21 protein-coding genes are annotated in these 23,444 nt (G+C 58.9%); 11 read left to right on the top strand and 10 right to left on the bottom strand.

Features of this window, described 5'->3' with window-relative positions; genetic code table 11:
- Positions 1-217 precede the first annotated feature (217 nt).
- Positions 218-1,594, top strand: a complete 1,377-nt coding sequence (gor, locus tag RBB49_RS22345) for a glutathione-disulfide reductase (protein ID WP_306145117.1) — start codon at positions 218-220, stop codon at positions 1,592-1,594.
- Positions 1,595-1,726: 132 nt separating this feature from the next.
- On the opposite strand, the gene RBB49_RS22340 is transcribed toward gor, so the two are convergent.
- The 3 genes from RBB49_RS22340 to RBB49_RS22330 all read right to left on the bottom strand — a co-directional run bounded on the left by RBB49_RS22340 (position 1,727) and on the right by RBB49_RS22330 (position 6,340).
- A complete protein-coding gene (locus RBB49_RS22340; protein ID WP_306145116.1) occupies positions 1,727-3,271 on the bottom strand; it encodes a diguanylate cyclase in 1,545 nt (514 codons plus the stop codon).
- 225 nt (positions 3,272-3,496) lie between these two features.
- The gene (locus RBB49_RS22335) at positions 3,497-5,011 is read right to left on the bottom strand and encodes a diguanylate cyclase (protein ID WP_306145115.1); all 1,515 of its coding nucleotides are present in this window, start codon (positions 5,009-5,011) and stop codon (positions 3,497-3,499) included.
- Between the two features lie 84 nt (positions 5,012-5,095).
- Positions 5,096-6,340, bottom strand: coding sequence for an aminotransferase class V-fold PLP-dependent enzyme (locus tag RBB49_RS22330; protein WP_306145114.1), 1,245 nt, complete (start codon positions 6,338-6,340; stop codon positions 5,096-5,098).
- A 3-nt stretch (positions 6,341-6,343) separates the two neighbouring features.
- Here RBB49_RS22330 and RBB49_RS22325 point away from each other — a divergent pair, with 3 nt between their 5' ends.
- Positions 6,344-6,943, top strand: coding sequence for a gamma-glutamylcyclotransferase family protein (locus RBB49_RS22325; protein ID WP_306145113.1), 600 nt, complete (start codon positions 6,344-6,346; stop codon positions 6,941-6,943).
- Positions 6,944-6,957: 14 nt separating this feature from the next.
- On the opposite strand, the gene RBB49_RS22320 is transcribed toward RBB49_RS22325, so the two are convergent.
- Positions 6,958-7,692 (bottom strand): VIT1/CCC1 transporter family protein, encoded by a 735-nt coding sequence (locus tag RBB49_RS22320; RefSeq protein ID WP_306145112.1) that lies wholly within the window; start codon positions 7,690-7,692, stop codon positions 6,958-6,960.
- Positions 7,693-7,967: 275 nt separating this feature from the next.
- Here RBB49_RS22320 and RBB49_RS22315 point away from each other — a divergent pair, with 275 nt between their 5' ends.
- From RBB49_RS22315 to gltX, 5 genes are all read left to right on the top strand, one after another.
- Positions 7,968-9,350 (top strand): class II 3-deoxy-7-phosphoheptulonate synthase, encoded by a 1,383-nt coding sequence (locus RBB49_RS22315; protein ID WP_306145111.1) that lies wholly within the window; start codon positions 7,968-7,970, stop codon positions 9,348-9,350.
- A 157-nt stretch (positions 9,351-9,507) separates the two neighbouring features.
- Positions 9,508-10,059 (top strand): response regulator, encoded by a 552-nt coding sequence (locus RBB49_RS22310; protein ID WP_306145110.1) that lies wholly within the window; start codon positions 9,508-9,510, stop codon positions 10,057-10,059.
- Between the two features lie 145 nt (positions 10,060-10,204).
- Positions 10,205-11,872: an NAD+ synthase gene (locus RBB49_RS22305; protein ID WP_306145109.1), complete on the top strand. Its 1,668-nt coding sequence runs from the start codon at positions 10,205-10,207 to the stop codon at positions 11,870-11,872.
- A 59-nt stretch (positions 11,873-11,931) separates the two neighbouring features.
- Positions 11,932-13,152 (top strand): MFS transporter, encoded by a 1,221-nt coding sequence (locus RBB49_RS22300; RefSeq protein ID WP_306145108.1) that lies wholly within the window; start codon positions 11,932-11,934, stop codon positions 13,150-13,152.
- A gap of 49 nt (positions 13,153-13,201) precedes the next feature.
- Positions 13,202-14,563: a glutamate--tRNA ligase gene (gene gltX, locus RBB49_RS22295; protein ID WP_306145107.1), complete on the top strand. Its 1,362-nt coding sequence runs from the start codon at positions 13,202-13,204 to the stop codon at positions 14,561-14,563.
- On the opposite strand, the gene RBB49_RS22290 is transcribed toward gltX, so the two are convergent.
- On the bottom strand, positions 14,526-15,878 hold the full coding sequence (locus tag RBB49_RS22290) for a DUF2865 domain-containing protein (protein WP_306145106.1): 1,353 nt from the start codon (positions 15,876-15,878) through the stop codon (positions 14,526-14,528). The two genes, gltX and RBB49_RS22290, sit on opposite strands and share 38 nt — an antisense overlap.
- 132 nt (positions 15,879-16,010) lie before the next feature.
- The gene (locus tag RBB49_RS22285) at positions 16,011-16,511 is read right to left on the bottom strand and encodes a MarR family winged helix-turn-helix transcriptional regulator (RefSeq protein ID WP_306145105.1); all 501 of its coding nucleotides are present in this window, start codon (positions 16,509-16,511) and stop codon (positions 16,011-16,013) included.
- Positions 16,512-16,881: 370 nt separating this feature from the next.
- Here RBB49_RS22285 and RBB49_RS22280 point away from each other — a divergent pair, with 370 nt between their 5' ends.
- A complete protein-coding gene (locus RBB49_RS22280) occupies positions 16,882-18,108 on the top strand; it encodes an MBL fold metallo-hydrolase (protein WP_306145104.1) in 1,227 nt (408 codons plus the stop codon).
- A gap of 152 nt (positions 18,109-18,260) precedes the next feature.
- On the top strand, positions 18,261-18,776 hold the full coding sequence (locus RBB49_RS22275) for a CreA family protein (RefSeq protein WP_306145103.1): 516 nt from the start codon (positions 18,261-18,263) through the stop codon (positions 18,774-18,776).
- A gap of 44 nt (positions 18,777-18,820) precedes the next feature.
- Here the strand turns inward: RBB49_RS22275 and RBB49_RS22270 are convergent, their stop codons facing one another.
- The 4 genes from RBB49_RS22270 to RBB49_RS22255 form a co-directional block, all read right to left on the bottom strand.
- Complete coding sequence (locus tag RBB49_RS22270) at positions 18,821-19,162, bottom strand: metalloregulator ArsR/SmtB family transcription factor (protein ID WP_306145102.1); 342 nt, start codon at positions 19,160-19,162, stop codon at positions 18,821-18,823.
- 74 nt (positions 19,163-19,236) lie between these two features.
- Positions 19,237-19,425, bottom strand: coding sequence for a sugar transporter (locus tag RBB49_RS22265; RefSeq protein ID WP_306145101.1), 189 nt, complete (start codon positions 19,423-19,425; stop codon positions 19,237-19,239).
- Between the two features lie 139 nt (positions 19,426-19,564).
- Positions 19,565-21,235 carry a murein L,D-transpeptidase gene (locus RBB49_RS22260; protein ID WP_306145100.1) on the bottom strand — a complete coding sequence of 557 codons (1,671 nt, stop codon included), beginning with the start codon at positions 21,233-21,235 and terminating at the stop codon, positions 19,565-19,567.
- A gap of 34 nt (positions 21,236-21,269) precedes the next feature.
- Entirely contained in the window at positions 21,270-21,398 is a 129-nt protein-coding gene (locus RBB49_RS22255; protein WP_306145099.1) for a hypothetical protein, read from the bottom strand.
- 111 nt (positions 21,399-21,509) lie between these two features.
- Here RBB49_RS22255 and cysS point away from each other — a divergent pair, with 111 nt between their 5' ends.
- A complete protein-coding gene (gene cysS / locus RBB49_RS22250) occupies positions 21,510-22,925 on the top strand; it encodes a cysteine--tRNA ligase (RefSeq protein WP_306145098.1) in 1,416 nt (471 codons plus the stop codon).
- Entirely contained in the window at positions 22,922-23,407 is a 486-nt protein-coding gene (locus RBB49_RS22245) for a GFA family protein (RefSeq protein ID WP_306145097.1), read from the top strand. Before cysS ends, RBB49_RS22245 begins: the two co-directional genes overlap by 4 nt.
- Positions 23,408-23,444 lie beyond the last annotated feature (37 nt).

Below are 23,444 nucleotides of genomic sequence, written 5' to 3'. Positions count from 1 at the left end.
GCGTGTCACGGCACTCGCACGAAGAAGTGAAGCTGGTCCCTGAAACCGGCGAACGGGCCGCGAAAGCGGCCTAATTCGTTGGACGAACGCCGTTTTGGAAGTGCTGGGCCATGCGCATTTCAGGTGCGTGCCTTGCATGGAGTTCCGTAGCGCCTATCTGGGGCGGGCTTGGAACTCTCCAGGATCGGAAAGCAGGCGAAGGCAATAAGAGGCGACGATGACCGACTACGACTATGATCTTTTTGTAATTGGCGGTGGATCAGGCGGCGTGCGCGCTGCGCGCATTGCCGCGACGCATGGTGCGAGGGTCGGGATCGCCGAGGAATACAGGTATGGCGGAACCTGCGTCATCCGGGGATGCGTGCCGAAGAAGCTGTTTGTCTATGCCTCCAAGTTCTCCGAGGAATTCGAGGACGCAGAGGGTTTTGGATGGTCGGTCGGCGAACGCAGCTTTTCCTGGGACAAGCTCATCGCGGCGAAAGACCAGGAGATTACGCGTCTTGAAGGACTGTATCGCCGAAATCTTGAACGCACCAACGTGGAAGCGCATGACAGCCGCGCCGTGATCGAGGATCCGCACACGGTTCGACTCCTGTCCACCGGCCAGACGCTGACCGCAAAGTATATTCTGATTGCGGTTGGGGCTTCGCCGAATGTCGACAATTCTGTTCCCGGCATGGAACACGTGATCACCTCCAACGAAGCGTTCCACATGACGGAGCTGCCCGACAGCATCGTGGTGGCCGGAGGCGGCTATATTGCCGTGGAATTCGCCGGCATTTTCAATGGCCTGGGTGTCGATACCACCCTGATCTACCGCGGTGAGGAAATCCTGCGCGGCTTCGACATGGACCTCAGAACCTCGGTTCGCCAGGAAATGGAGAAGAAGGGGATCAAGGTCATTCTGGGCGACACGTTCTCCAGCATCGAAAAGCGTGACGACGGCGGTGTTGTCGGACACACCAAGGGCGGCAAGGCGCTTTCGGTCGACAAGATCATGTTCGCGATCGGGCGCAATCCGCACACGAAGGATCTCGGTCTGGAAAAGGCCGGCGTCGAGATGGACCGGATTGGAGCGATCAAGGTAAGTGCGGACTCGCAGACGAACGTTCCGTCGATCTATGCGGTCGGCGACGTGACCAACAGGGCGAACCTCACCCCGGTTGCGATCCGCGAGGGACATGCCTTTGCCGACACGGTCTTCGGCGACAAGCCCTGGACGGTCGATCACAGCCTGATTGCCACGGCGGTCTTCTCCCAGCCGGAAATGGGCACGGTCGGTCTGACCCAGGATGAGGCACTGGAGCGCACGCCCAACCTGGACATCTACAAGTCCAGCTTCCGTCCGATGAAACACACCTTGTCCGGACGCGACGAAAAGATGCTCATGAAAATGATTGTCGATGCTGACACGCAAAAGGTTCTGGGTGTGCATGTCGTTGGTCCTGATGCCGGCGAATTGGCTCAGATCCTTGGTGTGACCTTGCAGATGGGGGCAACGAAAGCCGATTTCGACCGGACGATTGCCGTCCATCCGACAGCGGCCGAGGAACTCGTGACCATGCGCGAGCCGAGCGAACAGCTGCGCGGCTAGCATACGCTTTCATGAAACGGGAAGCCGGACCTGGAAACGGGTCCGGCCAGTCTTGATGTTTGCCGGTTGAACACGTTGCACAACGGGTGAGAATACCCGGCCCATCGGCTGCGTTGCGCCACTTGCACGCTGCTAACCGTGCGCCTTCTTCTTCTCTTCCGGACGAGCCGTTTGATCACCGGTGAATTCAGCTGTCCAGGCGCCCTCTGCGGCCGGGGTTTCGGCAAAGAAGGAAAAACGGCACCGGCCGAGCGCTTTTGAATGATAGAGCGCTGCATCGGAAAGGCCGACGAGCTCTTCCGGGTCGCTGCCGTCTTCCGGGGCTCTGGCAATGCCGATGCTGAGGCCAACGGCAGTCTGCTTCCCCTCTGCGAGTGGCACCGGTTCCTGGGCCGAGGCAATTAGCGTGTCACACAGGGCTTTGAGCTGTGCGCGTGCCGTATCGTTCCGGTAGATGATCATGAATTCATCGCCGCCGATCCGGCAAACGAGACCCTGTCGCCCGACACCGGCTTTCAACCGCTCCGCGATGGTTTTGATCACGGTATCACCCGCCGCATGACCGAACGTGTCGTTCACGGCCTTGAATCTGTCGAGGTCGCAGTGCAGCACGGCAAAGCGCTTGTCCGGAAGTTCCTTGGCGGACGAGGCGAGGACCCTGTTGAACAACAGCCTGTTGCCGAGACCCGATAGTGTGTCGTGCAGGGCAAGATAGCGGTTTTGCTGTTCGCTGGCCTGCAGCGACGTCGTCAGGCGTCCGATCCTCCAGGCGATGCCGAAAGCGAGCACACCGAGCGCGACGCTCAGGATTGCGATCACCGGAATGATCGTCGGCCAGATCGATGCGGTTGCGGATTCGCTCTTCCACCTGAACACGCCGATCGGCGATTGGGAAAGATCCGAAATCAGGTGTGACGGTCCTTCGAGCGGGGAAGGAATGGTTTCTGCGAAGGTGAAGGACCGAAAGGCGGGCTGTGCATTCAGTTTCTTCAGCAGGGGATCGTCAATGAAGAGCGCGGACAGCAGGATCATGGGCGCTCCATCCGGCAGCGTTGCCTCGTAGCGGTCGGGAATGACAGGCATGGCACCGTAAAGGGCCGGTTTCCCGTCGATCCGCACGAACCCTGTCATCGCAAAGGCAGAGGCGTCGAGATCCTGCAGCGAGCGGTGACCGAACCCGCCGGGAACGCGGACACGATTGAGCATGTATTTCGTCGTCAGTTCATCGACGATTGATTCAAGCTCGGGCGTTTCGGCAAGCGGGCGTGTGACGATATGCGTGTAATCCTGAAAGGATTCCGCCATGACCTGCCGGCTGCCGGAAATGAGGATCACCTTGTCGTGCCGGTAGTTCGTCCAAAGCGTATCGAAGGTCTCCCGAGCAAAGGCGGGATCAAAGGTTTTGACCAGCCTGTTGACGGAAACATCCGACGAGGCGACACCGATCTGTTCCCGGACAAGCGTTATCTGCTGGTCGGCGACGACACTGCGGAACAGGCGCTCTTCGTTGGCAATGGTCTGTTGTGTCGAGGCCCGGGTCGCGACAAAACCGACAAAAAGCAGGGAAACCGACGTGACCGCGATCAGCAGGCCGGCCAGAACAAACGCAAGGCGCGATATATGCTGCCTGGCGAGCTTGGGGGCCTTGTCGGAATATCGTCGGCGGAATTCGCTCAAGTTGCGGTCTCTTGGTCTGCTACATCTGGTTTAGATTTCAATAGAGTTTCGACAGCCGACTAAAGACCAAATTGATTAATATCGCGTGCGAACATTTGTAAAAGAGATAAATTGTTCTTGAGCTATTGTGGCCAGCTTCGGCAAGCATCCAGATTTTTTCAATGTTGAGAGCCCGAGTGCACGTTTTCAGCCGTTTTTTCTGAATCTTCGAAGATAAACAGCAGATTAACTTGCTTTGGAATGCGTGTCGGCATTCAGGTAGGGCGGCGACGCGAACTCGACCGTGTTGCGGCCGTTCTCCTTCGCACGGTAAAGCGCCAGGTCCGCAAGCCGTATCAGGTCCTTGTCATTCAATCCGCACTCCGGTGCGGTCGCGATGCCGACGCTGACGCCGATCTGGACGCTGTTTCCGCCGCCGATTTCGATTGGGACCGACATGGTTTTGCGCAGGCTCTCCGCAATTTCCTCAAGCTCGTTCGCGCTTTCATATGTCGTCACCAGAACGATGAATTCATCGCCTCCGATCCGGCAGACAACCGAATCTTCGCTGAACTGGCGTTTGAACCGGTCTGCAACGCAGCACAGGACCCTGTCGCCTGCCTCGTGGCCATAGGTGTCGTTGATCGGTTTGAACCGGTCGAGGTCACAGGCGAACAACGCAAATCCCTTGTCCGGAAGACTGTCGATCGAATAGGCCAGCCTGTCGGAGAAGTGATGCCGGTTCGGCAATCCGGTGAGTGTATCGTGGTTCGCGAAATGATGGTTCTTGCGCTCGCTCTCTTCGAGTTGCGACGACAGGCGGCTGATTTTTGCGGCAGCGGCAAAGGCGACGGTCGAGATGATCACGGTCATCAAGAGGATAAGCGGTAACGCCATAAGCCAGATCTGGTGCCCGGGTCTTTCCTGATCCCAGCGGAAAAATCCGATTACAGAACCGTCTGCCGCCTTGATCAGGTGATTTGTCGGATGCGCGCGCTCCGGCTCTCCCAGGGCAAAGCGGAGATCACTGAAATTGAGGTTTTCGTTCAGTTCGGAGACCATGATGTCATCGACATAGACAGCATTTACGAGAACGGCAGGGTAGTCGCCGCGTACATCGACATCGCCGTAGTCGGGCAGAACCGGGACTGCGACAAGAAGGGCGGGCTGCCCGTCAACGATCGCAAACTCCGAGTTGGCAGCATCCAGCAGAACCGACTGGGGCAGGTACCAGTCGGCGAAGGCGGAATTTGACTGCCGTTTTCGGGCGTTGAAGGTTTCCCGCGTATGTTCGGCCAAAGCGCGCACAACCGGAGCGGCCATGGTGTCAGTTGCCGGAAACCGCGTGTTGTCCTCAACAGCTTGCGCGATCAGTGTACCGTCCGGTGCAACCACGAAGGTTCTTTCCAGATCGAACGTTTCCCACAGATCGAGCACAAGCTGCTCCTCAATGAATTCGCGATCGAGGGGCGGCTGGAGCGCAGAGAAGGTCTCGTCCCATTGGGCCAGATCGAACTGGTCAATTGCGATCATCTGCGTGTAGTTGTCGAGGTTGAGGGAAAATCGCAGTTTTTCGCTGTCGAGAGACCGCCGGTCCGCTTCGACCCAGGCAAGATGGGCAATGAATGTAAGTGATGCGGTGGACAGGGTGATCAGAAGCGCCGCCAGGCCGTAGATCCATAGCTTGATCTGGCGCCCGGTCGCGGACCTCGCAGTAGCTGCGTCTCCGGCTGAACCGGTATCCAGTTTGCGCCAAAACAAAGCAATTTCCCTCCTCAATCCATCTGTCTGGATAGCAGAGGGAACTTAACGTCAGCTTCTAGACCTCGGATTTTCAGCGGAAACTCAGGCCATATTGCCAAGTACCTTAACGAAGCGTTCTATCTCTTCTTCCGTATTGAACGCATGGACGGAGGCCCGGACGACAGAATCAAGTCCTCTGTGAGGAAGGTCTATCTGCGCGGATGTTCCCTTGCTGACCGAGACGTTGATCTGCGCCGAAGACAGGCGCGCCTGGGTCTGGGCCGGCGTTTCGCCGTCCACAGTGAAGGTGACGATCCCGCCCTTGCGGGCGCCCTTGTCGTGAAGCGTCACGCCTTTGACCGCCGACAGTTCGGTACGCAGTTGCGCTCCAAGGGCACAGATCCGGTTGCCGATACGCTCCATGCCGTATCCGATGGCATAACCGACGGCAACGCCAAGCCCGATCTGGCCGGCGACATATCTTTCCCAGGTTTCGAAACGCATGGCATGAGGGACCAGTTCATAGCTGTTGTCGTCCAGCCAGTTCGCCGACTGAAGGTCGATGAAAGGTGGCTCAATCTGGTCCAGCACATCGTCACTGACATAAAGAAAACCCGTGCCCCGCGGTCCGCGAAGATATTTGCGTCCGGTTCCAGACAGCATGTGGCAGCCGATTTCGCCGATATTCAGAGGGATCTGACCCGCCGACTGGCAGGCATCCAGAAGATAGAGAAGCTTTGCGGAACGGGCGATTTCACCGACGTCTTCTGCCGGATTGATCAGCCCGGAGAAGGTCGGAATATGTGTCAGGGCGACCAGCCGCGTCTTTGGCGTGATTGCGGCTTTGAGCGCCGCAAGGTCGATCTGGCCGTTTGCATCGTCCTCGATCAGATCGATCTCGATATTCTTGCGCTTTTTCATCTGCAGAAAGGCGACATAGTTGGACACATATTCCGCGCGGCCGGTAATGATCCGGTCACCCTCGCGAAAATCGATACCGTAAAAAGCCATGTCCCAGGCGCGGGTGGCGTTTTCGATATAGGCAATTTCGTGCGGTTTGCTGCCGATCAGGGCAGCAAGACTGGTGTAAAACGCGTCCATCCCGGCGCTGTTCGCACTTGCCGCTTCATAGCCGCCGAGCGTTGCTTCAAGGTCAAGGTGCTCCTTGACGGCATCGAGTGCGGGACGCAGGGCGAGGCCTGTGCCGGCATTGTTAAAATGGATCAGCTGTCCTACACCGGGTGTGTCGTCCCGCATCGCCGCGACATCTTGGTTGGAAAGGGATGGAACAATCATGATGACCTTCAGCTTGGCGTTTTCGGCAATCAACAGATCTGAGACCTGCATCTAATGACGATCACATATTTTGGTTATGGCTCTCTCGTCAATGCCGACACGATCCCGGCCGATGCGCGTGTCACGCCAGGGAGGCTGACGGGCTGGGTCCGGGAGTGGCGCGTTTGCGGCATGGGCGAGGACGGACAGGGGCGCTGTGCCCTGAGCGTGCGCGAAGAGCCGGGCAGCGAGATCAGGGGCGTGATGGTGCGCGAGCCCCGTTCCCGGCTGAAGGATCTGGAAAAGCGGGAAAAGAGATACCGCAAGGTCGAGGCGGTGGGCGATGCGTTCCGCTGCGACGCGGAGCAGGCAAACGGGCCGGGCGACCTGTTCGTCTTCGTGGGTGCAGAAGAACACAATCGCTGGGGCACGGAAACGCACCCGATCCTGCAGAGCTATCTGGATTGCGTCCTTGCGGGGTTTTTCAGTCTCTGGGGAGAGGCGGGGATCGAGCATTTTCTCGATACCACGGACGGTTGGCATGTCCCGGTGCTGCGTGACAGGCAGAACCCGGCTTATCCACGCGCGATCGTTTTGCCGGACGGTCTTCGTCAAAAAATCGATGCGGCCACAGCCGCCCGGAACCTGACCTATATCGATGCGCCGCGGCGCTGAGGTCTAGGCACCGCCTAGCCGGCAATGAGACTGTGAAGCAGAGCGCCGGCAAGATAGGCGATACCGGCGGCGCAAAGGCCGATGCCGGTCGTCTCCAGTCCGGACAAGAGCCAGTTCTTCGTGGACCAGCGGGACTTGATGGATCCGATGAGAAAGAACGCGGCTGCCGTCAGGACGGTGGTTTGAACTTCAGATGAGCCGGACCCGGCAAGAAAGGGCAGGAGCGGCAGGCTGCCGCAAACGAGAAACGCCGTGAACGTGGCAAGGGCCGCCTGCACCGGAGACCGGGCCGTCGAACTCAAACCGTATTCCGCCTGCATCATCGTTTCGATCCACGTGGCCCTGTTCGAGGTCACCAGCCGGACTAGCTCTTCGAGGTCTCTGCCGCTGTAGCCTTTTGACCGGAAAATCTGCCGGATTTCCTCGCGTTCGCCCTCCGGTGCGAGGTCGAGGTGCTTTTCCTCGATGGACAGAAGGCGGGCGTAGTCTTCCTCCTCGGACTTCGTTCCGCTGTAATTGGCCGCCGCCATGGAAAAGCCGTCGGCCAGCAGATTGGCAACGCCGAGAATAAGGATCGTCTTGGCGGAAAGTGCCGCGCCGACCGAACCGGCCACGATTGCGAATGTGGTGACCGCACCGTCGATGCCGCCGTAAATCCAGTCTCTCAGGTAGCTGGCACGCGGTGTCCCTGCGAGCCTGGACGCAATATCGACGGGCCTGTGGCTGTGCTCCAGTCTTGGAGTTGGCATGAGACTATCCTATCTTGTTGCAAGGACAAGGTGACGTGCGAGATCCGCTGTCGCCATGATCCCGGTCAAGGGCGCAAATTATCGCGTGTTGCGGCAGGAGAGCCGCGACGCCGGGCATCTGATGAAAATTGCCTGATTGAATTGTGGCATTACCGCCGATCGGCGTGTATAACGCCGCACGTTTGCTGTCACAGGGCAAACGGATACGAATGAAATTGTCTCGGACGGCGCGCCACCACGAAAGAGAATGCGTGCGTCCAGTAGGAGTAGGAAAAATGGCGGAGAAGTGGAGCCCGGAGACTTGGAGATCGAAACCGATCTTGCAGGTTCCGGAATACCCGGATCAAGAGGCTGTGGCGGATGTTGAACAGCGCCTGTCGACGTATCCGCCGCTTGTTTTTGCAGGGGAAGCGCGAGCGCTGAAACAGCAGCTCGCCGACGTCGCAGCAGGCAACGGTTTCCTCCTCCAGGGCGGCGACTGCGCCGAGAGCTTTGCCGAACATCACCCGGATCATATCCGCGACTTCTTCCGCGTGTTCCTGCAGATGGCCGTCGTACTGACCTACGCCGCCAGCCAGCCGGTCGTTAAGGTCGGGCGCATCGCCGGGCAATTTGCAAAGCCGCGGTCTTCAAACTTCGAAACCAAGAACGACGTTGAACTGCCAAGCTACCGCGGCGACATCATCAACGACATCAACTTCAGCTCCGGCAGCCGGATCCCGGATCCGAGCCGCATGGCGATGGCCTACCGGCAGTCCGCGGCCACACTGAACCTGCTGCGCGCCTTCGCTCAGGGCGGTTTCGCGAACTTGGACCAGGTGCATCAGTGGATGCTGGGATTCATTACCGACAGCCCGCAGGGCCACCGGTACAAGGAACTGGCCGATCGCATCACCGAGACGCTTGCCTTCATGCGGGCGTGCGGCATCAGTTCGGAAAACGTTCCGCAGATGCGCGGCACCGATTTCTTCACCAGCCACGAGGCTCTGCTTCTGGGCTACGAAGAAGCCCTGACGCGCGTGGATTCAACCTCCGGCGAATGGTACGCGACGTCCGGCCATATGCTCTGGATCGGCGACAGAACACGCCAGCCGGATCATGCACATGTTGAATTCTTCCGCGGCATCAAGAACCCGATCGGGCTGAAATGCGGTCCCTCCCTCACGCCGGACGGCCTGCTTGAGTTGATCGACATTCTCAACCCGGACAACGAGCCCGGGCGTCTGACCCTGATCGCCCGCTTCGGATCGGACAAGGTGTTCGATCATCTGCCTCAGCTGGTTCGCGCCGTCGAGAGGGAAGGCAAGTCGGTGATCTGGTCATGCGACCCGATGCACGGCAACACGATCACGGCCGGCGGGTACAAGACGCGGCCCTTCGACCGTATTCTGAAAGAAGTTGAATCCTTCTTCGAAGTGCACCGTGCCGAAGGAACACATGCAGGCGGCGTTCATGTCGAAATGACTGGCCGCAATGTGACGGAATGCACCGGTGGCGCGCGTGCCCTGACCGCCGAACAGCTCGGGGACCGGTATCACACCCATTGCGACCCGCGCCTCAATGCGGATCAGGCTCTGGAGCTGGCTTTCCTGATCGCGGAAAACCTCAAGAAGGAACGCGATGGCCGTCAGGTTTCGCCGATTGCCGCAACTGCCTAAAATCCGCTGACAAGCGGTCACCAAGTGTTAACCAAAAAGGCGGCTTTTGCCGCCTTTTTTAGGTAATTTGGACAGTCATTTTCGCTTGAAGTAAGTCACATTTAACGCTCGCGCCCCATATCTGAGGAACAGCAAGTTTTCCGGAGGAGACGCAAGGGTGCGCGAGAAGTGGGATTTGTCCAGAATTTCCTGTCTGATTGCAGATGACAATCCGCATATGCGTACAATCCTGCGTTCTGTGCTGACAGGGTTTGGCATTCGCGCGATCTTCGAAGCGAGCGATGGTGCGGAGGCACTTGAACTCGTCGTCGACAGGAAGCCGGACGTTGTGCTTCTGGATTGGGTCATGAACCCGTTCGGCGGAAGCGAATTCTTGCGGATCCTGCGCGGTGATCGGGATCCGGTGATTTCCACGATCCCTGTCCTCGTCATCTCCGCCCATGCCAACCGTGCGACGATTATGGAGGCCATCAGCATCGGCGTGCATGGCTTCGTTGCCAAGCCGATCGCGCCGGCTATTCTCTACCGTCACATTGGCGAAATCCTCGAACGGCAGGAGCTTAGCGGTCGTTCCAAGGGGATCATGGGTCTCGGTTCACAGAAACCGACGCGTAAGCTCAACATTGCCGATGTGCAGCAGCCGCCGGAACAAGCGATTGCTGAACCGGATCCCGCAGCTGAAGATGACACCGGTCTTGCACTGCTCTGATCGCGAACGATCCGCATAAACTGATTTCTCCCGGAGCGTTAGACAGCCGATTGATTGCGCGCGCTCGCGCAATCCGATTTGAATGATTGCAACGGGACCTGCTTGCAGCTACATCAGCAGGAATGTCTTTTCCTGGAACCGTTTCATGATTTCCGATCACTTCAGACTGGCTGTCGCGCAGCTCAATCCCACGCTCGGGGACGTTTCAGGGAACGCTGAACTTGTCCGCGATGCCAGAAGGCAGGCGGCGCAGGGAGGCGCGCATATCTTGCTGTCTTCCGAGCTCATCCTGTCGGGATACCCGCCGGAAGACCTGGTTCTGAAACCTGCCTTCGTCCGTAAATGCATGGACGCGGCCGGAGAACTCGCTGCGGAGACGGCGGATGGCGGTCCGGCGCTTGTGATCGGAACGCCCTGGCAGGGCGACGACGGCAAGGTTTTCAACGCTGTTCTGCTGCTCGATGCCGGCGAAGTCCGTGCCGTCCGCTACAAGTACGACCTGCCCAATTACAGCGTGTTTGACGAAAAGCGGGTGTTTACCGCCGGTCCATTGCCGGGACCCGTTGACTTTCGCGGTGTCCGGATCGGCCTGCCGGTCTGCGAGGACATCTGGAACGACGAGGTGTGCGAGTGCCTGGAGGAAACGGGCGCGGAGCTGCTTCTGGTTCCCAACGGATCGCCCTACTGGGTCAATCGCGCGGAAGAACGGCTTCAGATCGTCGTTTCGAGGGTTGTTGAAACCGGACTGCCGCTCGTCTACTGCAACCAGGTCGGCGGGCAGGACGAGCTGGTTTTTGACGGCGGCTCCTTTGCCCTCCAGGCGGACCGCACCCTCGCATTCCAGATGCCGCAGTTCGAGACATCGCTTTTCTTCAGCGACTGGCGCCGCGATGGCGAAACCTGGATCTGCGAAACCGGCGATGTCGTGAAGCTGCCCGATCTTGATGAAGCCAACTGGCGCGCCTGCGTCATGGGCCTTGGTGACTATGTCAACAAGAACGGATTTCCCGGCGTCGTGCTCGGTCTCTCCGGCGGGATCGACAGCGCGATCTGCGCGGCCATGGCCGTTGATGCCCTCGGTGCCGACCGGGTTCACGCGATCATGCTGCCCTACAGATATACTTCCGAAGAAAGCATCGCGGACGCTGCCGAATGCGCATCCGCGCTGGGCATCCGCTATGACACCGTCCCGATTGCCGAGCCTGTGGAAGGGTTCAGATCTGCTCTAAGCGGACTGTTTGAGGGAACACAAGAGGATACGACCGAGGAAAACCTGCAATCGCGCGCGCGCGGCGTGATCCTCATGGCGGTTTCCAACAAGTTCGGCCACATGGTGATGACCACCGGCAACAAGTCGGAAATGTCGGTCGGTTATGCCACCTTGTACGGTGACATGAACGGTGGCTACAATCCGATCAAGGACCTCTACAAGACGCAGGTCTATCACCTTGCCGGCTGGCGGAACGCCAACGCGCTTCCTGGTCTGCTCGGACCGGAGGGCGAGGTAATCCCGTCCAACATCATAACCAAGGTCCCGACTGCCGAACTGAGAGAGAACCAGACGGATCAGGATTCCCTGCCGCCTTACGATGTGCTCGACGACATTCTGGAATGCCTTGTCGAAGACGAAATGTCCGTCAGCGAGATCGAGAAGCGTGGCCACGACAGGGCGTTGATTCACAGGATCGAGCATTTGCTCTATATTGCCGAATACAAACGGCGTCAGGCACCTCCCGGTGTCAAGATAACCGAGCGGAATTTCGGAAAAGACCGCCGTTATCCCATCACGAACCGGTTCCGGGATCGCACCTAAGGCCTCACCGGAGCCGTTCCACTTCTGCGAGCCCGTTTCGGGCAATCGGCTTGGCGAATATGTCTTACTTTGCTTTCCTGCGCGACAATGCGCGCTGGCTGTCCGCGAGTTATTTGCTCGCCACATTTTCCGGGTTCGGTCAGACGTTCTTCATTTCGCTGTCCGCTGGCGACCTGCGCGCCGAGTTTGGTCTGAGCCACGGCGACCTGGGGATGCTCTACATGCTGGCGACCCTGGGCAGCGCGCTCACGCTTCCCTATGTCGGCAAGAGCCTCGACCATTTTCCGGCGCAGAAGATCGCGATGGTCGTTGTCGTCAGCTTCGCCATGTTCTGCATTGCTCTGGCAAACGCCTTTGCCGTGTGGATGGTTGCGCTGGCGTTTTACGGCCTGCGCCTGTGCGGCCAGGGCATGATGACCCATACGTCTGTCACCACGGCGGGACGGTGGTTTTCCGCGCAGCGGGGCAGGGCGGTTTCAATTGCGATGCTGGGCTTTCCCACGGCCGAGGCGATCTTCCCGTTCTGTTTTGTCCTGTTGAGCGGCGTGATCGGCTGGCGCGGCGCATGGTATGCCGCCGCACTGGTGCTGGTCTGTGTCGCGCTCCCCGTCCTGTTCTGGCTGCTGGCGAAGGACCGCGTCCCGTCAAAGGCGGAAGTCGCTTCGCTCAAGGTGGAGGGCAGGCAATGGACGCGCGGAGAAGTGGTTCGCGATGCCCGCTTCTGGCTGGTGTCCTGCGGCATCAACGCGCCGGCGTTCATCGGAACGGCGATCCTGTTTCATCAGGTTTATCTGGTGGAATTGCGCGGCTGGTCGCTGGAAGTGTTCGTCAGCGCCTTCCTGTTCATGGCTGGCGGCGTGGTGGTGGCGTCTCTGGTGATCGGTCCGCTGATCGACAGGTTTTCGGCAAGAAAGCTGCTGCCCTATACGCTCCTGCCGCTCTGCGTTGCCTGCTTCGTCCTGGCAAACGTTCATGCGCAGATCGCGGCTTTTGTCTTTCTTGGTCTCGTCGGGATCGGCAACGGCTTCAATGGAACGCTGGTCGGTTCCTTCTGGCCGGAAGTCTATGGCACGCGTCACATGGGAGCGATACGCGCCATGGCCTTTTCCATCATGGTTTTTGCCTCGGCTGCCGGGCCGTTTATGGTCGGCTGGATGATTGATATCGGCGTCTCGCTGGACGTCCAGATCATGGGAATGGGTCTTTATTGCCTTGTCTTTGCCGTGATCCTGTCGCTCATGGCACGCGCCTATCGCGCGCAGCAGGATGGTTTGGACTGAAGGCACTTTTCGGTTGCCGTCCTCCGTTTCAGAAGCTAACTCAGGCGCCATGACTGTCACTGTTCGTTTTGCGCCGTCTCCGACCGGCCACATTCACATCGGCAACAGCCGTCCTGCACTTTTCAACTGGCTCTTTGCCAGAAAGGAAAAGGGCCGATTTATCCTGCGTTTCGATGATACCGACCTTGAGCGGTCGAAGGCCGAATATGCGGAGTCCATTGAAAAGGATCTGCGCTGGCTGGGCATTGAACCGGACGTGATTGAACGCCAGTCGGAACGGGTGCCGAGTTATGATGCGGCAGCGCAGAAGCTGAAAGATGCCGGGCTTCTTTATCCCTGTTACGAAACACCGGACGAACTTGAACGCCGCCGTTCGCGACAGCGCGCGCTGGGCAGACCCCCGGTCTATGATCGTGCCGGACTGAAGCAGACAGCGGATGAGCGGGCCGCGTTCGAAGCGGAAGGCCGCAAGCCCCACTGGCGCTTCGTGCTGCCGAACCATGATGGTGACCCTTTTGAAACAAGCAGGACCGACGTCACCTGGGATGACCTTTGCCGGGGCAGCCAGTCTGTCGACCTGGCATCGCTGTCCGATCCGGTGCTGATCCGTGCGGATGGGACCTATCTCTACACGTTGCCGTCGATCGTCGATGACATCGACATGGGTGTGACGCACGTGATCCGCGGCGAAGACCATGTCGCGAACACGGGCGTCCAGATCGCCATTTTCGAAGCGCTGGGAGCCAGTGCGCCGATATTCGGTCATCACAACCTGCTCACCACGCGCGACGGCGAGGGGCTTTCAAAGCGCAAGGGCGCGCTGTCTATCGGGTCCTTGAGGGAGGCCGGGCTGGAGCCGATGTCGGTCGCCTCTTTGGCCGTTTTGACGGGTACGAGCCAGGCGGTCGAACCGCTTCCGGACATGAATGCGCTTGTCGAGAAATTCGACCTTTCCAGCGTGTCCAGGTCGTCGGCCAAGTTCGATCCCGAAGAACTCAAGAACCTCAATGCCCGATTGGTCCACGATCTGCCCTTCGAGGCGGTGAAGGATCGCCTGACCGGAATGGGTGTTGGTGGCGGTGCCGGGTTCTGGGAAGCGGTGCGCGGCAATTGTGAAACCGTCGGAGACGCAACGCTTTACTGGCAGGTTGTGACGGGACCTGTCACAGCGCATGTCGACGACGAGGATCGTGATTTCATTGCGCGGGCCAGGGAACTGTTTCCCGAAGGCGATGTGACCGAAGACACCTGGGGTGCGTGGACGGCGGCCTTGAAGGCGGAGACAGGCAGGAAGGGGCGCGGACTGTTCATGCCATTGCGGCGCGCCCTGACCGGCATGGACCACGGTCCCGACATGAAGCTGATGCTGGCTCTTATTGGGCGACAAAATAGTCTGGACCGACTACCCTGACAGGCGCCGAGGTTTCCGGTATCGGGCGGAAACCCTGATCGTCCGACTTGAAGACAGGGGAAACAGAGACGGCTTCGATCTCTTCTTCTTCTTTCTGCTTACGCAGCGACAGCAGCGGGAAATCGCCTTCTGCAGACTGTTCGCGCTGCGTCGCCACTCCGTTTGATGCCGGTTTGTCCTTTGACATGAACGCGGCAACCATGGTGACGTCAAAGCCCTTCTCAAGATTGAGCAGAGTGCCGGGATCCTCGTATCTGGGCAACTGCGACGGGTTCAGTGGCAGCCTGGAAAGGATTGCCGGAGCCTTGTCCGCCTCTTCAAACGTATCGCCCTGACTTGGTTGAAGCGCGCGGTTTGGAAGGCCAGAACTGATATCGGAAAAGAACAGGCGCCCGCCGGACGAGACGCTGACCTCGGACCATGCGGATCTCGATTTCGATTTTCCCGTCAGTCGGCAGCTGCATCCCTCCACGAATTCGGATTTGTACCGGAAGGCAAAAGGCTGTTCGGCATAGGGGATGCCGGCGAGCGACATCATCTGCGACTGGTCTCCGCCCGGGTTCCGGTAGACGTAAAGCTCGGTCGGAGCCGCCGGGCAGATCTCGGTGCAGCGGGCCGCGTCGTTCACGAACTGGCTTTTGTCGGTCGAAAAGCTCACCGGGAAGAAATAGCCGTCGCAGGTGCGCACGCAAAGCGTCCTGAAAACGCCGCCTGACGGCAGTCTTTGGCGCGACACGTCGGAGCGTCTTTCTCTCCTGACGGTCGCGATTTCCCTGTCACCGGTTCGGGCAGCGGTTTGTTCCACCTGCGGGCCCGCGTTGAAGAGCCGGGAAAAGAACGATTTCACCTTTGGCTGATCGGAGTTGTCTTGCGACCTTGCCTGCCGGTCTCTCGCCGGTGCGTTGCAGCCTTGCCTGTCGAGCGACGCGCGCACCTGCCGGATCCGTTTCGTGTTCTTGGCCGAGCCACCGCCACCTGATCGCTTGAGTTGACGCTCGATGGCGGCAAGATTGGAGTTCATCCGTTTGAGCTTGCTGTTGAGGTCCTTGCATTTCGCCGTGCGGTTTTGCGCGCAGCCAAAGTGCCTGGCATCGCGCGAAGCCGCGGCGATCGCCTTTTCCTGCTGTCTCTTTGCTTTCGACCATTTGCGCGATGCTGCCGACTGGTTGCCGCCGGACGATTCCAGCTTGCGCAATTCGGATTTCAGCGCAGAGCAACTGGCCGCGTAAACGGCATGGGAGGGCAGCATCAGCGCCACAGCGATACCGATCGCTCGCGCCAGCTTTATGGATTTGGCTCTTTCGTGACGCCGCATCTCTTGTCCCCCGCAGCCCAACCCTTGAGATGAACCACTTCACTCCTTTTGAAGTATCGTGCTTGTCTCCATCAATAGCAACGAAAGCGCTCACGTTAGGTTAATGCGGGAGGCACAAATCAGTCGGAGGTTTCATTCGTTGTCGCGTTCGCGCACGGCACGGTGTAGCTGGTCGAAGACATCGGTCAGAAATTGCCTTTGTTCGCCTGTCAGGGAGCTTTGCAGGTCTTCGGAATAGGCGAGAGCTTTCGGAATGATGTCTTCGTAAAGAGAAGTCCCCGCGGGGGCCAGTCTGAGCGCCTGTTCGCGCAGGTCGTCCGGGTTCTTGTCGCGGACGATGAATTCACGTTTCTCCAGTGCCGCCACTGCTCGGCTGACCTTGGTCTTGTGCATGGACGTTGCTGTGCTGATGTCGCGCGCCGTCATGACTTCGTGCTCACCAAGCGTGGCGATGACACGCCATTCCGGAATGCCGATGCCGTATTTTTCCGCATAGATCTTTGAAAAGGATCGGCTGACGGTCTCGGCAAGGTGATTGAGCTGATACGGCAGGAAGCGGCTGAGCGTCAGGATCGGTCTGTCACCTGCACCGTTCGAGTTCGTCGGGGTGTCGGACCCTGTTTTGCGCGACATGATGTATTCCAGCCCTGCAATCTGTGATCCGCCAAATCCCGCTGGCAGAAATCCATGCCGTGTTCCGGCCACTTTGTGTCACTAGCAAGTATAAACGATCAAGCCGCGGGTGAAAGACAACCCGCGCTGCTTCGAAAATCGTTCAACTTTGGAGCCAAAATTTGCACAGAGCTTCGGCCAGCCAAGTCTTGGAGCGAACGAATTGGCAGACCTATCTGTTGATAAATAAGGAATAGTTAAGGAATGCAGGCGTGAAAAATTGCGAATCAGAGACGGAAACTGAGACGCTGCAGTCAACAGGAAAGTGGTGCGTGGCAGTTCGAGAATTCCTGGACGTCAACCAGACAGCTGGCATGAAAGCGAGGCCGCAATGACGAACAACTCCGAGACTCCCAAGGGAGCGAATGAAAAGTTCGAAGAACTGGGTCGCGGTTGTTATGCCTACAGTTCTGACGGTTGCTCCAACACCGGCGTCATTGTCGGTGATCGCGGTGTCCTGATCGTCGACGCGCAAGCGACACCCGAACACGCCGACCGGGTTCTGGAAAAGGTCCGCACGGTGACGGACAAGCCGGTCAAGCAGGTGGTTCTGACCCATTTCCATGCGGACAACTCACTCGGCGCCGACGCTTTTGATGCCGGCGACATTGTTGCGTCCGATCTCACCAGACGGATGATGGATACGCGCGGCGCGGAGGAAATTCTGGTCGCCCGCGAACGTGTGCCCGATCTTTTTGAAGCGCTCCCCGCAACGACGACGATCAGCCTTCCGAGCCTGACCATCGCGTCCTCCATGTCGATCGACCTGGGCGGCATCGATATCCGGCTCATGCACCTGGGGCGGGGGCACACGACCGGGGATCTTGTTGTCTGGGTTCCGGGCAGTGCGGTCATGTTCACCGGAGATCTCGTCCAGACCTCTGCCAGTCCCTATTGCGGAGATGCGCATCTGTCCGACTGGACAAGGGCGCTTGACCGGATTGCCGCATTCCGGCCGACGACGCTTATGCCCGGCAGGGGCAAGTCGGCCTTCGGTGCAACGGCGGTTGCCAAGGCCATCGAAAATACACGGGACTTCGTCACGACCTTGCGGGATGCCGCGGCAGCATGCGTTGAACAGAACCTTGGTCTCAAAGATACATTTGCGGCCGTGCATGACGCTCTGGCACCGCAGTTCGGCTCCAAGTTGGATTTCGAACTGAACCTGCCGATCAACGTTGCCCGCGCCTATGACGAGGCGCTCGGACTGGATCAGCCGCAGATCTGGACACGCGAAAGGTGCGCCGACCTGAAAGATGCGCTCGCGGGCATCGAACCGGTCGCCCAAAGTGTCGAAACGGACGTTGAGGACGTGGTCGAGCTTTCCGACAATCCGATCGACAGGGCGGCAACCGAGCTTGTCTCGGACAATGACTTCGCCGCCTCCCTGCTGGAACGCGACGGGGAGGGAGCGCAACTTGACGAAGAAGAGCCGCTGGACCTGTCCTCCGAAGACATTGTCCGGCTTGGCGATGACGAAGCGCAGACCGGGTCGACGGATGTCGAGGGCGGTGAGGATGTGCCTGAGTCGAAAGTCCTGCTGGAAGCTGCCCGCTAACCGCGACGGGTTCATCCGGTATCGAAGGGCCGCTGGTTGAAACGCACGCCTCTCCGGGCGTGCGTTTTGTTTTGGTGCCTGACAGGCGGCTTTCTTGATTGAACCGGTATCGTCACCACATGTCAGACCGGTCCGCTTTTGGAGGTATTTTGATGCGTTTTTCTCTTGCCGGTGTCGTCGCGCTTGTTGTGTGCGCGCTCAGCGTTGCCCCGGCCATCTCGGCAGATGAACCCGATCTGATTTTCAAGAAATCGACCGTCTGGAAGTTTCTGACGCCGGATCACAAACTGGCAACATATGCCATCGATGACCCGTTGGTGGACGGTGTCGCCTGCCATTTCACTGTCCCGGAAAAGGGCGGGGTGTCGGGCTGGCTGGGTGTCGCCGAAGAAGTCTCCGACGTCTCGCTGGCGTGCCGCCAGGTGGGTCCGGTGACGATCAAGGAGAATTTCGAGCAAGGCGAAGAAATGTTCCGTCAGCGGCGCTCGCTCGTTTTCAAGAAAATGCAGATTGTGCGCGGCTGTGATGTGAAACGGAATGTGCTAGTCTATCTCGTTTACTCGGACAAACTGATCGAAGGCAGTCCGAAAAACTCCACGTCGACCGTGCCGCTGATGCCCTGGGGAGACCAGGCGCCCCCCAAGTGCGGCGACTACCTGACCGATTGACAGGTCCGTGAAAGAGCCGGTGGCCTTGATAGTCGCGCCGGATGTCAGTCTGCGTCGAGTGTTTCCAGGTGCTTGGCAACCGGCAGGTCGGCGTCGGCGCAGAAGTGCTTGTAGAGCATGGCCATCACGTCTTTGACCGGCTCGCTTGAGAGGCGGTAGTAGATTGTCGTGCCCTCGCGGCGGGTTGAAACCAGACCCTGGGCACGCAGGAGCGAAAGTTGTTGGGAAACAGTCGGCATCCTCATGCCGGTGGCTTCAGCGAGATCGCTGACGCAGCGCTCCTCTTCAAGAACGAGGCACATGAGAAGCAGCCTTGGGGCAGATGCCATCATCTTCAGGAAGTCGGCTGCCGATTCTGCCTTATCTTCGAGTGCTTTGTAGTCCATGTCGTGACTGTGCCAAACACACGTCAAAACTTCAAGCCTTGGCCGAACCATGCCTGAAGCAGCTGACGTTCGCTTTAGATGCGGCCCGCCACCGTGACAAGAATGTTGCCATCACCACATCCTGTTCCGGTCGCAAGGCAGATGCTTTTTTGCTGCAATTCGCCGCCGAAGGCCTTGGTTCCGTCCGTAATCGCGATGAGCGCGGCAAAAGGGCCACCAAGAATGATGGCCAGAAAAAGAAGGACAAAAACGCGGTTCAACATCGGGGTCTCCTGAAGGCAATCTGTATCGATTGCCCGGAGACTAGGGTGCTCCGCTTGAACTGATACTGAGCGGCGCGTTCAGCGTCCGTTCATTTGTCTAAACATCGTGAGAAACTGATTAAAATCAATTTCTTATCTGCTAAAGATTCTCCGTCATTGCCTTGCGGAGCGCTTCGAGAAGCACCTCGTCGCGGCCATAGATGTCTTTGCGGAAATGGGTGGACCCGTCCTTGTTCATCCAGGCGGTGAGATAAGTGAGATGAACCTCCACAGGGACGACAGGCTTGATCACCGTCCGTTTCTGTGTGTCCCGAATGCCTTCCCAGTGTCCTGGCGTGGCGTTGTTGTCGGCAAGCAGCACATCCGCCAGCGCAAACGGGTTGGAAGCACGGATACAGCCATGGCTGTAGGCCCGTTCGGCGCGCGAGAACAGGGATTTGGAGGGCGTGTCGTGAATGTAGATATTGAACTCATTGGGGAACATGAACTTGATCCGCCCGAGAGCGTTGCCGTCGCCCGGGTCCTGGCGCAGCCGGAACGGGAAATTGCCGCCCGAATAGCTGTTCCAGGCCACGCGCGTCGCCGCGACCTCGTTTCCATCCTGAAACACCCTGATGTTCTGGCGGCTGAGTGCTGAGGGGTTCTGCTTCAGCTTGGGCAGGTATTCCTTGGTGGCGATGGAGTAGGGCACGTTCCAGTAGGGATTGATTTCGACATATTCCAGCTGGTCGGAAAAGACAGGGGTCGCATGGTAGGGCTTCCCGACAACGACCCGCGTCGTGTGGATCGTCTTTCCATCGCGCACCACCTTCAGATTCTGATCCGCAAGGTTCACGAAAACATAGAACTCGCCCAGATAGTCACGCATCCAGCGTCTGCGCTCCATGTTGAGTTCCATCTGAACGAGTTTTTCCTGAAGCGGAATGTTGAGGCGCGTCAGGGTGTTCTTGCCGATCACGCCGTCGGTCGCCAGACCGTGGTGGTCCTGGAAGACCTTCACCGCCTCAACGATCGCACCTTCATAGACATCGCCGCTATGGTCTTCCGCACCCGGAATGTCTTCTTCCATCAGGCGTGCGCGCAACACGGGAACGCGCGGGTCGGTCATGCCGGGCTTGAGCACTTCGCCATCCGGGACGGAGGTAAAGCCGCCGGTCTCCGCTTTTTGCCTGTATTGGGCCAGCCGGCGCTTCAGCCGCGCATAATTGTCGGATTGCGGCGCAAGGCTGTCGAGAAAGGCACTGAAATCGACCGATTGTTCCGCATTTTTGAAAAGGGTCTTCGGTTCCGGACGGTCCGGAAAGAGGTTCAGCGCCTTGTTGATCTTGTTGGGCTGAACCCGCCCCGAGGACAGATGGGTCGCGTAGCGCAGAAACTGGCGGGAGAGCTCCAGGTCGAACGCCGCCCATTCCTCCGGCGTCTGGGCGGTTTCGGTCTGTTGCGCCAGGCCGAGTGGGTTGTAGTTGTTCGGATTGAGCGCATGGTCGTTGGCCTCGGCCATGGCGGCGATTGCCAGATGCGCGTTCTCGCGCAAGCCGCTCTGATCAAACCAGACAGGGGCATAGACTCGTTCGGCGTAATAGGCCTGCAGTCCTTCCGGTATGCTTTCGGAGATGGACGCCTTGATTGCGATCGCGATCGGGGTCTGCGGTTCCGCCGCGGCGGGGAAAGCGCTTTCCTCGGCCGCAGGCGCCTGCGTTGCCGCCGACTGGGCGAGGGCACCTGTGTCGAGGATCGTGATCGAGAAAGCGAAAGCGCCTGCCAGTGCGGCGGCGTTTGAAAACAGATATTTGGAACGCGGCACAGGCATGTGAAATCCCCCTCTGATTCCCTTTGGGTAAAGTTTAGTCGATGTGGGAGGATGCGCCAACGCCGCGCTTTTCCTGGTGCGATGCGAGCCAAAATGCAGCCTTGACCGCGTCCTGCATTCCGGTCCATAAAGCGCTCATGATGACGGCCACACGGAACATCATTTCGATCACCATTATTTGCAGCTAGCGACACCGCTGGCTGTGGCCGTTCCCTCTTGGCAAAAACTCTCCTGAGACGGATCGCCCGGTCAGCCGGCCAGGAGACCGTTTGACATGAGCGCCGCTGAGACTGAAAAATCCGGCACGAACAAGGGCTTGAAGTTCACCAATACGCTGACCCGTGAAAAGGAAGATTTCCGGGCCATCGATGATCAGAACGTGCGCCTTTATGTCTGCGGCCCCACTGTCTACGACTTCGCGCATATCGGTAACGCGCGACCGGTGATCGTTTTCGACGTGCTTTACCGTCTGTTGCGGCATGTTTACGGGCCGGACCACGTCACCTATGCGCGCAACATCACCGATGTGGATGACAAGATCAACGCGCGCGCACTGCGGGATCATCCGGAGCTGCCACTCAATGATGCCATTGCCAGGGTCACCCAAAGAACGGCGGACCAGTTCCATAAGGATATTGAGGCGCTGAATGTTCTTCAGCCCGATCATGAGCCGCGCGCGACCCAGCACATTGACGGGATGATCGAGATGATCCGCCTGCTGATCGACAAGGGGCATGCGTACCAGGCGGAGGGAGAGGTTCTCTTCGACACCGCGTCCATGCCGGACTACGGCGGCCTGTCAAAGCGCAAGCTGGACGAGCAGATCGCCGGCGCCCGTATCGCGGTGGATGCGCACAAGAAGAACCCCGGAGACTTCGTGCTCTGGAAGCTTTCGTCCGAAGAGGAGCCGGGCTGGGAGAGCCCGTGGGGACGCGGCCGACCGGGGTGGCACATCGAGTGCTCGGTCATGAGCGCGCATCATCTCGGCAAGGTGTTTGACATTCATGGCGGCGGGCTCGACCTGATCTTTCCGCACCATGAAAACGAGATCGCGCAGTCCTGCTGCGCGAACGACACGAAGACCATGGCCAACTACTGGATGCACAATGGTTTCCTTCAGGTGGAAGGAAAGAAGATGTCCAAGTCGGAAGGCAATTTCTTCACCATCCAGGAACTCCTGGAGACCGACAATTTCGGTGGCCGGAAGTGGCCGGGCGAGGTTCTGCGGCTTGCCATGCTCATGACCAACTATCGCGAGCCGATCGACTTCTCCGTCAGGAAACTGGAGGAGGCGGAAAACCTGCTGTCCAAGTGGCCCGATCCCGTTGAGAAGGACGCAGCGCCGTCAGCTGAAGTGCTGGGCGCGCTGAACGACGATCTCAACACGGCGGCTGCCATCCAGGCCCTGCATGCATTGGCGGGGGAGGCGGCGCGGGACGACAGCAAGATGCCGGTCTATTCCGCATCGGCCGCGCTGATGGGACTGCGTCCGGTCGCGGCGGATCTGAGCGGGGTCGATGATGCCGCGATCGAGACAGAAGTCGCGCGCCGCCTGGAGGCGTTGAAAGCCAAGAACTGGCCAGAGGCCGACCGGATCCGTGATGAACTGGCGTCTCAGGGAATCCTTCTAAGGGATTCAAAAGACTCAGCGACAGGCGAGCGGGTCACATCCTGGGAGGTAAAACGATGAGTGGCGTTTCAGCGGGTGTTCACACCGGCGGCTGTCAGTGCGGCGCGGTCCGTTTTCGGGTCGAGGGCGAACTCGGGACGGCGTCGATCTGTCATTGCAGGATGTGCCAGAAGGCGTTCGGTTCCCTCTACGCGCCGCTCGTCGGCATTCGGGCGCCTGCGAAGCTGATCTGGACCAGGGGCGAGCCGAAGCGCTTCCAGAGTTCAAATCATGTCGCTCGCGGGTTTTGTCCCGAATGCGGGACACCGCTGACCTATGAGGCTCCGGGAGATGTCGGTATCGCGATCGGCGCGTTTGACAATCCGGAAGGGATCGCGCCGGTCATCCAGTACGGCGTTGAAGGCAAGCTGCCTTTTACGGACGAGATGGCGGCGATCCCTGAACGCCGCACTGAGCAAGATGTCGAAACGGCTGTCTTTCTCGACACCATCGTTTCCAATCAGCATCCCGATCACGACACGGAAACCTGGCCGGCGAATTGATCCGCCGCGCCGGCCCCACTGGAAAAACAACACAGCC

The organism is Roseibium sp. MMSF_3412 (assembly GCF_030733265.1).
Lineage (GTDB): Bacteria > Pseudomonadota > Alphaproteobacteria > Rhizobiales > Stappiaceae > Roseibium.
The sequence above is the reverse complement of the archived record's forward strand: the minus strand, read 5'-3'. Positions and strand labels throughout refer to the sequence as shown.